This window comes from Paenibacillus wuxiensis (genome assembly GCF_040195695.1).
GTDB lineage: Bacteria > Bacillota > Bacilli > Paenibacillales > Paenibacillaceae > Paenibacillus_B > Paenibacillus_B suaedae.
In genome coordinates, this window is sequence record NZ_JBEFZI010000009.1 from 110,014 (window position 1) to 123,227 (window position 13,214).

The 13,214-nt window shown below is 47.9% G+C and carries 13 protein-coding genes; 5 read left to right on the forward strand and 8 right to left on the reverse strand.

Features of this window, described 5'->3' with window-relative positions:
* Positions 1–93: 93 nt before the first annotated feature.
* Positions 94–792 (forward strand): class I SAM-dependent methyltransferase, encoded by a 699-nt coding sequence (locus ABN764_RS21150; protein WP_446673024.1) that lies wholly within the window; start codon positions 94–96, stop codon positions 790–792.
* A 69-nt stretch (positions 793–861) separates the two neighbouring features.
* Here ABN764_RS21150 and ABN764_RS21155 read toward each other — a convergent pair whose 3' ends face one another.
* From ABN764_RS21155 to ABN764_RS21165, 3 genes are read right to left on the reverse strand one after another with little or no spacing between them, the layout of a single operon-like run.
* On the reverse strand, positions 862–1,560 hold the full coding sequence (locus tag ABN764_RS21155) for a class I SAM-dependent methyltransferase (RefSeq protein WP_446673025.1): 699 nt from the start codon (positions 1,558–1,560) through the stop codon (positions 862–864).
* Positions 1,561–1,578: 18 nt separating this feature from the next.
* Positions 1,579–2,127: a CatB-related O-acetyltransferase gene (locus ABN764_RS21160; protein ID WP_021254495.1), complete on the reverse strand. Its 549-nt coding sequence runs from the start codon at positions 2,125–2,127 to the stop codon at positions 1,579–1,581.
* 23 nt (positions 2,128–2,150) lie between these two features.
* A complete protein-coding gene (locus ABN764_RS21165) occupies positions 2,151–2,720 on the reverse strand; it encodes a class I SAM-dependent methyltransferase (protein ID WP_021254496.1) in 570 nt (189 codons plus the stop codon).
* 197 nt (positions 2,721–2,917) lie between these two features.
* Here ABN764_RS21165 and ABN764_RS21170 point away from each other — a divergent pair, with 197 nt between their 5' ends.
* From ABN764_RS21170 to ABN764_RS21180, 3 genes are read left to right on the forward strand one after another with little or no spacing between them, the layout of a single operon-like run.
* A complete protein-coding gene (locus ABN764_RS21170) occupies positions 2,918–5,293 on the forward strand; it encodes a DUF4214 domain-containing protein (RefSeq protein WP_446673026.1) in 2,376 nt (791 codons plus the stop codon).
* A gap of 47 nt (positions 5,294–5,340) precedes the next feature.
* The gene (locus tag ABN764_RS21175; protein WP_446673027.1) at positions 5,341–5,991 is read left to right on the forward strand and encodes a glycosyltransferase family 2 protein; all 651 of its coding nucleotides are present in this window, start codon (positions 5,341–5,343) and stop codon (positions 5,989–5,991) included.
* A 20-nt stretch (positions 5,992–6,011) separates the two neighbouring features.
* Complete coding sequence (locus ABN764_RS21180; RefSeq protein WP_446673028.1) at positions 6,012–6,635, forward strand: DUF1796 family putative cysteine peptidase; 624 nt, start codon at positions 6,012–6,014, stop codon at positions 6,633–6,635.
* A 76-nt stretch (positions 6,636–6,711) separates the two neighbouring features.
* On the opposite strand, the gene ABN764_RS21185 is transcribed toward ABN764_RS21180, so the two are convergent.
* The 4 genes from ABN764_RS21185 to ABN764_RS21200 are packed head-to-tail and all read right to left on the reverse strand — an operon-like array spanning position 6,712 to position 10,764.
* Positions 6,712–7,752, reverse strand: a complete 1,041-nt coding sequence (locus ABN764_RS21185) for a glycosyltransferase family 4 protein (protein ID WP_028531818.1) — start codon at positions 7,750–7,752, stop codon at positions 6,712–6,714.
* Positions 7,749–8,507, reverse strand: coding sequence for a glycosyltransferase family 2 protein (locus ABN764_RS21190; protein WP_446673029.1), 759 nt, complete (start codon positions 8,505–8,507; stop codon positions 7,749–7,751). Before ABN764_RS21190 ends, ABN764_RS21185 begins: the two co-directional genes overlap by 4 nt.
* A 19-nt stretch (positions 8,508–8,526) precedes the next feature.
* The gene (locus tag ABN764_RS21195; protein WP_174809173.1) at positions 8,527–9,627 is read right to left on the reverse strand and encodes a glycosyltransferase family 4 protein; all 1,101 of its coding nucleotides are present in this window, start codon (positions 9,625–9,627) and stop codon (positions 8,527–8,529) included.
* Between the two features lie 18 nt (positions 9,628–9,645).
* Complete coding sequence (locus ABN764_RS21200; RefSeq protein ID WP_446673030.1) at positions 9,646–10,764, reverse strand: mannose-1-phosphate guanylyltransferase; 1,119 nt, start codon at positions 10,762–10,764, stop codon at positions 9,646–9,648.
* A gap of 166 nt (positions 10,765–10,930) precedes the next feature.
* On the opposite strand from ABN764_RS21200, the gene mnmH reads away from it, so the two are divergent.
* A complete protein-coding gene (mnmH, locus tag ABN764_RS21205; RefSeq protein ID WP_174810730.1) occupies positions 10,931–11,962 on the forward strand; it encodes a tRNA 2-selenouridine(34) synthase MnmH in 1,032 nt (343 codons plus the stop codon).
* Between the two features lie 28 nt (positions 11,963–11,990).
* On the opposite strand, the gene ABN764_RS21210 is transcribed toward mnmH, so the two are convergent.
* Positions 11,991–13,100, reverse strand: a complete 1,110-nt coding sequence (locus tag ABN764_RS21210) for a glycosyltransferase family 4 protein (protein ID WP_446673031.1) — start codon at positions 13,098–13,100, stop codon at positions 11,991–11,993.
* Positions 13,101–13,214 lie beyond the last annotated feature (114 nt).

The window sequence follows — 13,214 nt, forward strand, 5'->3', positions numbered from 1 at the left end:
TCGAACATAGCGAGTCCCATTTTGATCGTGTAGGGAAGAATGTTTATACCAAGTTCGTTGAATCGCATATAGTGATATACGGAGGTGAGTAAGGTGCTTGCATTTTGGGAAAAAATTATACTTCCACTTTTGCAATCATTTGGTGTGAAGAGAATCGTAGAGATTGGTGCGGAGCATGGTTTGAATACGAGCAACTTATTGCAGTATTGTCGTGCGGTGAATGGTGAATTATTTGCTATAGATCCAGCACCGAGATTTGATATTCAGCAGTTTAAGATGCATTTCCACAAGGAATTTCATATGCTGCTGGACTATAGTTTAGAGATTCTTCCGCACCTGAAGCAATTTGATTGTATCCTGATTGATGGGGATCATAATTGGTATACCGTATATCATGAACTGAAGTTAGTTGAGATAATGGCTCAGCAGCAGGAACGGTTCCCGCTAGTTTTTCTGCATGACACACAATGGCCGTATGGTAGAAGAGATATGTATTATTTCCCAGAATCGATTCCCGCAGGTTTTGTGCACCCTTATGCGAAGATGGGGATGGTACCAGGTCAATCGCAGCTCGTTCATGGCGCAGGGGCAAACAATTTACTGAATAATGCACTCTATGAAGGAGGAGCTCGCAATGGCGTGTTGACTGCTGTTGAGGACTTCCTGCAGCAGACGCCTTGGTACGTCAGCTATCATCAAGCCTTGTCCAATAGCGGGCTAGGTATTATTGCACCGAAGCACCCATCGATCGATATACATGTCCAAACGATTCTGGCAGCTTCGGGATTATAATAGCATAGGGTGTATTCTAGCCGCAGATAAAAGGAGAATCTGTGGCTAGAGATACATAGAACGGTTGCATTACAGACCGGATTGTTCAATTATTCGGCGTATTTCGCGATTGAAGTAATGATGTGTTTCTGTAATGTCTGGCACAATGATGCCTAGTCCGAACTGGCTGCGTACGCGATGCAGCTGGAGCGGGATTGGGGCTTCCTTCATAAAATCTTCTACTGCAGTCAATACTCCGTTACGATCTCCATTTTCATATGCCGCGTTGTGGACAGAATCATTATGTCCATTGTCTACAAGCTCATTGATTCCTGGCAAGATTCCCTTCTTAGCACTCGGCTTGCGGAACTCCGCCGGAATTGATTCAGGGAAATAATACATATCTCGCCTGCCATAAGGCCATTCCAGATCATGAAGGAAGATGATCGGAAACTTCTTGATGCGCTCGAATTGCTTCAGTTCGTTGTACACGGTATACCAATTATGATCCCCGTCAATAAACGCGGCATCGCATGTGTGAATGTGCGGTAGGACTTTCAGGCTGTAATCTTGCACGAGAAGGAATTTATGGCCATATAACTGCTTCATTCGTTCAATATCGAACAGGGGAGAGGGATCGATTGCCACTAGCTGACCGTTCTCCATCGGCTTTACATATTCGAGCAAATTAACGGTGTTATATCCTTGGGCACATCCTATTTCTACGATCACTTTCGGCCTTGTCAGCTGAAGAATAGGATGTACGACCTGATTCCAGAAATAAATCACTTCTGTTGCCTCCCATGATCACCACGTTTTGTACGTGCGAATGAAATCCTCGATTCTATTGGAGAGAAGGAGGGGCCAAGCGACTGTGATGTACTCTAGTGGCCAATCCCACCATGCGATACGCTGCAAATCGTCAATGATGGAAGGTGGGAAGCGATAACGAATCACACGAGCCGGGTTGCCGCCGGCAATCGCATAAGCAGGAATGTTCTTCGTAACGATGCTCCTTGCTGCAATGACTGCACCATTTCCAATTGATACTCCAGAAAGAATTAGCGAGTCGAAGCCAATCCATACATCGTGGCCAATCGTAACATCACCCTTTGTTTTGGGATGTCCAAGGAAGCCTGCTGCATTGGGGAATATTGGGTTGAAGGGGTAGGTAGTAACCCAGTCCACGTTATGTTCTCCGCCCAGCATGATCGTCGTATTCGAAGCGAATGAACAGAATTTTCCGATCGTTAATGTTGCTTTCTCACCCCATGTGAGTACGTTAGGGTAGCCGTAGGACCAATCACCGATTTGGTATTGTTGATAAGCTGGATTTTGGTTCAAAAAGTAGCTCATTGAACTTCCCCTCCCCCGAGCTGTTAATGCTGGTGATAGCTTGCAGCTCTCCACATGTCCAAGTATTGCTGGAGCGAGTTAATCGTCTCGGCAGGTACGGCATTGCCCTTAATGCCGATACCGATGACAGTGTGAGGGAATAGTTCTTCCCCGGCATAGTCGGTTACTACCGTATCGAATGGCTTCAAGATGCTGGCGAATGCTTGGGGTGTGAAGCGCCAATAATCGGCTGGATAATCATGGATTGGGAAATTCATGACCGAGGTAATAATGGCAATGCCATTTGGTTTTAAGATGCGATGAACCTCTTGCATGGCAAGACGGGGATCTTCCACATGCTCCAGCGTATCCAAGGAGATTACAAGCCCTGCCGTCTCCGCAGGGAGGTCGATATGATGAAGATCCAAAATCGCATCTACACCCACACCTGGCCGCATATCACAGCCGACATAAGGTTTGCCAGGGAAGAAGGGGCGCAAATCAGCGAATCCTTCCTGACCTTGCACTTGATACGCTCCAAATTCATATACTGGCACTTCATAGGGGAGAATGTCCGAACATATTTTCACCAAATTTTTAACGATTTGTCTCATTTCTTCACTCCTTATTCATGTACCATCACCTAAATCTAGTACTCACTGTATTCAGCGATGATGGAGATGTTGATTAGGCGTACATCCAATTGTTATTTCGCGCCCGTTTCTGTCAAATACACAGGCAAATTGGAACCTGTGCTAATACACTAATGTAAATGACCGTATCATCCGTAATGTGTATGGAGGGATCGAGTTTGAATATCATCCAGACGTTACACCAGATGTTCCGCTTGGAAGAGGAAGCATTTGTGTCAGAGCTATATAGACAGGTGTTAAATAGAGAGCCGGATTATCCAGGGTTAAGCCATTTTACTGCACTGCTTCGCGCAGGGCACACGAAGATGACCATTGTTACCCATTTCCTGAAAAGCAAAGAGTTGAAACAGACATTCGCTGGTGAAGTTGCCGTCGATATGGTCAGCACTCCATTTCGTATCTTTCATCGAATTTATACCTTATTGACAATCGATCCAAACGAATTTCCGCATGAGCTGTACCGAGAGATGCTGTGTAGAGAGGTGGAGGACGGCGCATTCCGGCACTATTACTTCATGCTGAGACAGGGGAAGCCGCGAATGTCAATCTTAATGGGGATTCTGGTATCGCCGGAATGCCAGATGCTGCTCCATGCCCCACAGGCCCCAAGACATAATGGTCCGGTTGACTTTGAACGATTCGAAATTATGGAATACCCTCCTGCCAAGACGATCGGCAATCGTGCTCCTGCTCCGCCGCTGCGGCGCAAAGTATCAATTGTCATCCTGACATGGAATGGACTAGAACATACGAAGCAATGCATCGCTTCGCTTTCCCCATTGGCTGCGCATGAATTGGTGGATGTTGTGGTACTGGACAATGGAAGCACGGATGGAAGTGTGGACTATCTTCGAGGTTTGAAGTGGGTTACGTTAATTGAGAGTCCACAGAATATAGGGTTTACGGCTGGAAACAATTTGGCAATTGCTCATTGTGATCTAGACAGTGATATTCTGCTGCTGAATAACGACATTCTGATTACTCAAGCAGATTGGCTGGAGCGCTTGCAGGAGACGGCCTTTCAAGCTCCCAATATCGGTGTTGTAGGCTGCAGATTGCGTGGTGAAGACGGGAAGCTTCAGCATGCAGGGACATATATTTTCGAGGATACATGTTGGGGACAACAGATTGGTGGACAACAGACAGATATTCGTCAATATGAAGGTGTACGTGATGTGCAAGGGGTTGTATTTGCGTGTGCCTATATAAAGCGTGAGCTGATTAATCTAATTGGTTCATTGGATACCGATTATTTTGCATATTTCGAGGACACCGATTATTGCTTGCGGGCATTAGCCGCTGGTTTTCGGGTTGTCTATGATGGAAGAGTAACGCTCGTTCATGCGCAGAACACCTCTACGAAGGTAAACAACATCGATTTCAACCAATTATTCTTGCAGTCGCAGGGCATCTTCCATGGCAAGTGGGGCCACCAGCTTGCAGGAGAGTATCATACACAGCTGAATTGGCATTCGATTGTGAACCTGCCAAGCGGTTATGCGAATTCTTCCCGCAACCTCATGATTGCTCTCGACGAACAGCGTGTGAAGATGCATTATCGCTATGTATACGGCCCTGGAACACCATTCCATACGAAGGAACCGAATATGAGCGATGATTATCGTGTGAATCTATTTAGCATGCGAAAGAGGAATGAATCAGCACCTGAAGTAGTGTACGGACAGGGCGATGTGTTCTTCAAAAATGAAGGCAGGTACAAGATCGGCTATACGATGCTGGAAGTAGACGGCCTGCCTGAAGAGTGGGTGCGTCAGTGCAACCGCATGAATGAAGTGTGGGTTCCATCCAGCTTCAATGTAGAAACCTTCCGCAACAGCGGCGTGCATGTTCCGATTCATGTTATCCCATTAGGGGTTGATCCTAACTATTTCAACCCGGATATTCGTGCTTTCCGGTTCTCTGAGAAGTTTACATTCTTAAGTGTATTCGAGTGGGGGGAACGCAAAGCACCGGAAGAAATGCTGCGAACGTTCGCCAATGAATTCGCCTTCGATGATGTGGTGCTCGTCTGCAAAATTACGAACAAAGACCCGGAAGTAAACGTGCGTGCCGAGATTCGCAAGCTGAATCTAAAGCATGCAGAGTCCAAAATCATTATTATCGAAAATCAGACCATTCCTTCTTATTTGCTTGGCAGCTTGTATCGTTCAGCGGATTGCTTCGTGCTGCCTACAAGGGGAGAAGGCTGGGGAATGCCAATACTGGAATCGATGGCTTGCGGCATTCCTGTTATCGCGACGGATTGGAGTGCGCAGCGGGACTTTTTGAACATCCAAACGGGCTTCCCCATTCAAGTGAAGCGATTGATTCCGGCCGTGGCGAAATGTCCGTATTATACAGGATTTCAATGGGCGGAGCCGGATTTTGAGCATCTAGCTCATGTCATGCGTTTTGTGTACGAGAATCAAGAAGTGGTGAAAGAGCGAAGTCTGGCCGTATCCCAGCTTGTGCTGTCGCACTGGACGTGGGAGAACTCGGCGAAGAAAATAGCGGAGCGGATTCGCTATCTATAAAGGTATAAGGAAAGCTTAATGAATTTGTATATGAGGAGTGATCAGCATTGCGTTACGTTGTGGGAATTCCGTACGTGAACCGTAAGGATCTGCTGTATCGGGCTTTGGACAGTATCGAACTGTATTGGAAGCATACTTACGTATTGGATAACTCTCCCGCGCACGATTTAAGATATGATTCTGAATTGTCTCGGCGCGTAACCGTATATGAGCCCCCTGTATCGCTGACGTTTACCCAATCTATGAATTGGTTCCAGAGCGTGGCTCTCGATCAGGGGGCCGATTCTGTGTTCTATATGCATAACGATGCGGAGGCTCATCCGGGTACGCCAGAAGCATTTCTAGGAGTGCTTGAGGAGTTGAAGAACAGTGGGCGGAAGTGGGGGCTTGCCTTAACGAACTTCGATGCGCTTGCTGCTTACAATATGGAGGCAGTTAGAGCAGCGGGATCATGGGACACGGTATTCAGCAGTTATTTCGCCGATATAGACTATCATCGCAGGCTCAGGTTGGCAGGATATGATGAAGTGTTCACGGGCTTGCCTGTCGATCATCATGGAAGCTCAACGAGGAAATCGGATGCTCATTACAATTTTATCATTGATACGACTTGGCCCTTGTACGAGCGGTATTATGAGTTGAAGTGGGGCGGCAAAATGGCCGAGGAAACCTATAGGACACCGTTCAACCTTACGTAGTGGAGGAGATTGCCTTGCGATTGTCTGATGTAAAAGGCGTATACGATGCCGTGTACAGTTTGGGGTCGAACTGCTATACGGCTCAACGGCTGGAACGCTATGGCTTGCGGCCGTACAGTGGTGTTGTGGATTGGATGTACTCCAATTGGACACCTGGTGTAAGCTTATTGCTTCGAAATCGCTTTGCCAAGTTCATGCATCCGGATCATTTAGTGGTGGAGAGCATCATTTTTAAACGTCATAATTATTGTATATTAGACCGGGTGTATGGTGTACAATCAGTTCATGATTTTTTGTACACAGAACGTCGGAGAGGGATCGCGTTGAAATATCCGAAATTTATTGAGACGATTCAGCGGAGAATTCATCGATTTCTAGATAAGGCGGAGCATAGCAAGCGTATCTTCTACTTCCGATTTAATGCATCATATGACGAGGCAGCGGAACTGGAAGCAGCATTGGCATCTCTTGTGAAGCATCAATTCAGCTTGCTGGTTGTAAATCCCGGAAACGAGCATCGGATCATCGACAAGGAATGGCCGCTTGCGAATACATGCGGATTAGAGCTGCCCATCGGATGGGATGCTGCGTGCGATCAAGTATGGAATGAAGTATTTGCCGGCATTCACTATCAAGCGGAATAAGGAAAATAAGCATATGCTGGACATGAAATAAGCCCCGCTCCGAGAGAGATTCGGAAGGGGCTTATTTCATATGCATTCACTGCTGCAATTGAGGTGTCACGGCGTGAAATACCGTAAGCAGATTATGCATCACACGCGGCCAATTATAGTGCTGCACCGTTGTCATGGCATTCGTCGTGAGATACGCGGCGAATTGCGGATCGGTTAATATGCGCAGGATCCCTTGTGCAACTCCAGCAACATCTCCTTTGTCTACAAGGATGCAATTCCATTCATTATGGCAGAATTCTTCATTTCCTTCCGCCTTTGTGGTCACGACAGGGGCGCCACAAGCCATAGCTTCCAATATCGGAAGCCCAAAGCCTTCGTGATAGGAGGTTTGGACAAATACACCGCAGTTGGCATATAAGTAGGCAACATGGTGGTCATCAGGGTGAGAGAAATGACCATGAGGAATGCCATGCAGATGGGGAGGCTCCACGCCAAAGGTGACCATAGATGCTTGTGGCAGTCTGGAGCACACATCCTTCGCTGCTTGAACCGTAATGTCGAATCCCTTCAAGTGCTGGCTGCGGCGGCTGCAGGCAAGGATACGGAATGGGTCATAGTCATGAGTGCGATTCGGCTTATATAGGTCGAAATCAACAGCAATGGAAATGTTGCTTGCATGCTTCTGGAACCGCTCCAGCAATTGTCTGGTCGTCCAATCTGCTATCGTCAGCATATGCACGGGCACCCGGTACGTATTACGTACTCGTTCCTGCATATCATTCCAGTTCGGGTAATAGCTCTCCTCAATATCCTGCACCAGATATACCGGAACGCCGTTGCCGCCGCGCTTGCGATCGCAGCTATGCCATACGGCAGCAAGCGTCTTCCACCAGGTGGCTACCTTAATACAATTCATTGGCGTCAGCGCACGCATCATGGATGGATAATTGCCGAAGCGCCGTACGGGCACCTTGAGCGGGAACCAATTAGGCTGCTTATCGAGTGCGAATAATTGTACGTTGACCCCCATATCATGCAGACGGTTGACCTGTTCGAATACGTTGCGGATGCCGCCAGACAATCCGGTCAGTTCAAGCACATATACGACTTCCAGAGGAGCTGTCATCGGATGATTTTCCCTCCCCATTTCATCCAGAATTTTTTTCGAGCTTCCATTTCTTTTTGTCTCCAATATGGATTCTTGTTCGCTTTTGTCGTGCCGCGGGTATACCCTTCCGCATGGATGGCACTAGCCGTTCCGCAATACACGACACGGGAGCCGTGCACCTTAGCGCGATAACAGAGGTCAACATCCTCGAAGGCAATGAAGAATTCCTCGGACAATAGCCCAATCTGGTCGAGGAGCTGCTTGCGTATTAGCATTAATGCACCGGTTACAGCATTCATATCTTCTATGACCAATGCAGGCTCATAATCAGCTGACTGTCGGCGGTAGCGGTGGTCAAAATGCCCCTTCGCTGTCGGAATAACGCCGCCATGCTGTATCGTCATATCGGGATAGAGGAGTCTTGCTCCTACGATGCCGATTGCTGCATCACTGTTCATGGTTGCAACCATATGATGGAGCCACCCGGGCTCGTGGAAGAACACGTCATTGTTGACGAGCAGAATATATTGTCCCTTGGCATGCTGGATGCCAGCGTTGACAGTATGGCTGAATCCATGATTATGAGGCTTTGCAATGAATTGCACCTGGAGCGGAGCAGCCCATCGTGCCAGTTCTTCTTGAATCGCGGCAGGACTGCCATCATCGACAACGATGATCTCGTAGGGCAGCTCATGTACGGTATGGATGAAGCTGTGCACACAATGTTTAACGAGATCGGTGTGATGGATCGTAGGAACAATGACGCTGATCATAGCGTTGCCATCTCCCTTTTTAACGCGCGGCTATTTCCGTCAAGCGATGAAGCATGCGGGCTGCGCTTGCTTGCCATGTAAATTGCTCCTTTACTGTGTTTCGACCGAGGGCAGCCTTAGCGGCTGCTTCATCCCGGTTCATATATACATGCCTCATCAGCTGTCTTAGATGCATATTGTCTGGAACTGCCCACAGCATTCTGGAATTCGTGGGGTGGGCGGGAGCAAACTTCTGGACGGAGATGAGGTATCCGTTCGCATCGTTGACGAAATCAAGATGAGCTGACCAGCGCGTTGTAATGACAGGGAGACCCGAGGCCATTGCCTCCATTACGGTTAAGCTCCATCCTTCTCCACGTGTAGGAAGCACATAGCTGTCGGCACTGTTATAGAGCATAGCTAACTGCTCCTCGCTCCAACTGTGAATCGCTGAGATGAGAATGACCGATGAACGGGACTTTCCGGCTGTCTTGAAGGCGATAGCGTCAATATAGGCTTGCTGTCTGCCGATCTCCTCTTCAGTGGTTGCACGCGTTTTGATAATGAGACATACATCCTCGGACTCCGCGAACTCTTCAAGGAAGGCGGTAAGTAAGATATCAATGCCTTTGCGGTCATCGAAGGAACAGACGGATAAGAAGGTATAGCTTCGTTGGCCCGGAATAGGGAATGGGGGGTGACCGGGAGCAAACAAGTCCGAATCAATTCCGTAAGGCATGACGTGAATCTTGTGCAGCGGGACTCCAGATCGGTGGAAGGTATCTCGATTGAAGGTGGACGGTACCCATACTTCATCCATATTGCTGCATCTTCGAGACCACATGAACGGCAGTCGGCTGCATTCGTACATCGTCATTCCGATTGAGTAATGGCGAATGTCCTTCACAAATTGGATCGCAGGGTAATGCGTAAATACGATATGGGGCTCTGGCAATGGAGTGTGCGATATCGCCTGCAAGGCCGCCTCGATATCGGGGGTCATAGGAACCCTGACTGTTTCGGAATGAACTGGCGTATAGTGAAACTGCACCCCCAGCTTCATCAATTCAAGCACGACATGCCGATTGGCCTTTGCATATCCTGTTGGTTCGTAGATGGTACCGATATTATGAAGAAACATCGAGTCGTATCCACCTTTCTATAAGAACGTGTCGTATCCGCGCTGCTTCAAGTGCTTCACCATCTTTTTTATATCCTGTGTTCGTTCTTTCGGACAGACGAGAACCACATCATCCGTGGCGACGATCACGATGTCTTCAATGCCTACCGTCGCGATTAACTGCTTTGTTGCACCGTAGATAATGCTTCGCTCCGTATCGATCCCCTCATGACGCCCATGAACAATATTCAGGAGATCATCGGTCTGGTGTATGCGCTCAAGTGCATTCCAATTGCCGAGATCGTCCCAGCCGTAATGGACAGGAATCATGTAGATGGATTCACATTTTTCGATAACGCCATAATCAATGGATTGCTTCTTGAGACTACTGTATGCGGCTGCGAGCTGTTGTTGACCGTTATGTGAATCGTTTAAGAGTGTCTTCATATCAAACAAGGAACGATACAGGTCAGGTAGGTGCAGATGGATCAGATGCATGATGGTTGAAGCTTTCCAAATGAACGTCCCTGTATTCCAATAGTGGCAACCATCAGCAAAAATATTGTTTGCAACAGACAGTTCTGGCTTCTCGATGAATTTCTCAACTGGGGTAAGTGGAGTGGATATATCGGTTGCTTCATTTCCGTTAGTAGGGGTTGGGTTGTTCTGTTGGATACGGATATATCCGTATCCCGTCTCAGGGCGTGTTGGCTTCACCCCCAAAGTAACAACACATCGTTCCTGATCTGCACGATAGACGGCGGTACGCAGTGCTTCGTGAAAAGCATCAGGATCCGAAATATAATGATCGGAAGGTAAGGTAATCAGAATGGGATCTTCGTCGTCTGCACTTAATTGAAGCGCAGAAAGACCGATGCATGCGGCGGTATCTCTCGCCATAGGCTCCACAATAATGTTCTGCAGCGGGAAGGCAGGAAGCTGTTTTCGAATAATAGGGATGTATTCTTCAAGGGATACGATATATATATGTTCCAGCGGTAAATATTGAAGCATTCGCTGTACCGTGTCAGCAAGCATCGATTGTTGATGAAGAATCGGCAAAAATTGCTTTGGGTAATCTGCGCGGCTGAAAGGCCAGAAACGAGTTCCAGTTCCGCCAGCTAATATAACTGCCTTAACGGTCGTGATGTGAAACACCTCCTAGGAAACAGACAATGATGGCAATCATGGGTTATTACTACATATGTACCTAACGTAAAAAAGGGCACGGCGATTGTCAGAGTGGATTTCTTGGGCGGAATGCTATAGTCTTAACAATAGTTCGATATCACGAGATTGTAAGAGACAACAAGAGGTGAGAGGTATGCACGATATTTCATTAGAGCAGTGTATGGCATTGCGGGACAAGGAGGCAACGCTTGTTGATGTGCGTTCGCCAGGAGAATTCGAGGAATTCCGAATACCGGGAAGCATCAATATTCCTTTGTTCACGAATGAAGAACGGGCGGAGATCGGAACGATATACAAGCAAGTAAGTGTAGAAGCGGCCAAGGAACGTGGGTTAGAGATCGCGTCAGCCAAGCTTCCATCATTATATAAGCAGTTCAAGGAGCTTCGAGGGACGACCATCATCTACTGCTGGCGGGGCGGCATGCGAAGCCGTACGATGGCTACTGTGATGTCTTTAATGGGATTGAAGCCATACCGATTGTCAGGGGGAATACGCACCTACCGACAATGGATACAAGAGTCGCTGGTGAACTATGACTGGCGAATACCGTGCGTTGTCCTGTCCGGACATACGGGGACAGGGAAGACAGATATGCTTCGGCAGCTTCAAGCGGAAGGTTATCCCGTCCTTGATCTTGAGGAGATGGCAGGACATCGAGGCTCTGTATTTGGGCATATTGGACAAGTCCCGAACAATCAGAAGATGTTTGATGCGATGCTATTTGAGAAGCTGGAGGAGTTAAAGTCAGCAAGAGTACCTTGCCTCCTATTGGAGGCGGAGAGTCGTCGAATCGGGAAGGTCATACTGCCAGAATTTCTGATGGATGCGAAGAAGGCGGGAACGGTGCTTGATATCCAGCTGCCGATACAGGTACGGGTTAGAAATATTGTGAAGGAATATGAGCCGTCCAAGCACCCGATTGCAATCCGTGAAGCATTCGCCCGCATTCAGCGGCGCATGCATACCCCGCATGCTAACGCAATTGCAGAAGCACTTCGCCTGGAGAACTATGGAGAAGCGGTGTCGCTCATGCTGGAGCATTACTATGATTCCAGGTATGATCATGCTTCGATGGGCTATGAAGGCCAGATCTATTCCATTAAAGCTGAACATCTGGAAGACGCATTGAAGCAGATTAGGGCACATCTCGGAAGACCGGAGTAATAAAGGCAATAAATACGGGCTTCACCTTCTAGGTAAAGGTGAAGCCCGTTGTACGTGATAGGGCAGTAATGAGATCCTGGGCTGCCTTATCAGGTGAAAAATGAGTGAGCGTATGGTGCATAGCAATTTGGCCCTTGGTAGACGCTTCCGCATAATTGGTAACGACATGCCGCATCTGGCTGCGCAGGGCGTCTACAGAAGCCTCAGCCCACAGCTGCTCACTCTGGTATCCTTGGTAATAAGGCTGAGGCCTTACGGGTACGAGGTGGTAGGGGATTAAGTAACTGTTATATTCATTCAAGAAATCAAGATGACCACCCCAGCCGGTTACAATGATAGGCACTCCCCTCATAGCGGCTTCCAATACGGGATAGCCGACACCTTCTCCACGGCTCGGCAGCACAAATGCATGACTGCTTCGATATAAGGCATCCATCTCCATCTCGCTGCGCAGTTCTAAATCGATATAGACCTGAGCAGGATGATGTGTCAGCTGCAGTTCTCTCTTCCAATGCTCCATCATGTGATATACCTCTGCGGTACCTGCTGTCTTAATAATGAGACATACCGGATCAGCCGCCGTAAATTCACTCCAGAAGGCTTTGAGCAAGATGTCTATTCCTTTGCGATCAATCCAAGAACATACGGACAAAAATCGGAATGGCGGTAAATGATTCACGTACTGCGGTGTATGCTCAGGAGCAGGAGGATGATAGGGTTCGGAGAGACAGGGCCGAACGTAATGCAGCGGTACATTAACGCCGGATTGGCGAAAAACATTGATATTATGAATGCTGGGCAGCAGGATGCCGCTCATTTGATTTGCTTGTTTAATCCAATTATCTGGTATCTTCGACGTTTCCCAGTAGGTAAATCCGAATGAAGCCCGAAGCTTTCTCCGCCAGAGGTCCGGAATATAGTGGTATACACTAACGCGGCGACCAGCGCTGCGTCGCTTTCTCAGCAAGTGCTCCAGTACAGAACGTTGATCTGGGGGAAGTCCTACTTGCGGTAGTCCTTGATAGGTTTCAAGGCTCACATCTACGCCGGCAGCATGCAGTGCGAGTACATATTCTCTGGTTGCCTTGGCATATCCAGTGGAATCGAATACTGTGCCATGCCATATAACTTGCGCCATTCTAATACTCCCTCCAATCTAGCTATCGTTATTGTACTCGGAAGCATGCTTCATGCGTCACGGCTACTCCCACGAATCTTAGTGCAGAATGCAGCATAAGGATTAACTGATTGC

What these genes read in the sequence shown, in the direction of transcription:
- ABN764_RS21160 (WP_021254495.1), bottom strand. Translation starts at nt 2,127, where the DNA reads ATGAGCTACTTTTTGAACCAAAATCCAGCTTATCAACAATACCAAATC.
- ABN764_RS21185 (WP_028531818.1), bottom strand. Translation starts at nt 7,752, where the DNA reads ATGACAGCTCCTCTGGAAGTCGTATATGTGCTTGAACTGACCGGATTG.
- mnmH (WP_174810730.1), top strand. Translation starts at nt 10,931, where the DNA reads ATGCACGATATTTCATTAGAGCAGTGTATGGCATTGCGGGACAAGGAG.
- ABN764_RS21195 (WP_174809173.1), bottom strand. Translation starts at nt 9,627, where the DNA reads ATGTTTCTTCATAATATCGGTACCATCTACGAACCAACAGGATATGCA.
- ABN764_RS21165 (WP_021254496.1), bottom strand. Translation starts at nt 2,720, where the DNA reads ATGAGACAAATCGTTAAAAATTTGGTGAAAATATGTTCGGACATTCTC.
- ABN764_RS21210 (WP_446673031.1), bottom strand. Translation starts at nt 13,100, where the DNA reads ATGGCGCAAGTTATATGGCATGGCACAGTATTCGATTCCACTGGATAT.
- ABN764_RS21190 (WP_446673029.1), bottom strand. Translation starts at nt 8,507, where the DNA reads ATGATCAGCGTCATTGTTCCTACGATCCATCACACCGATCTCGTTAAA.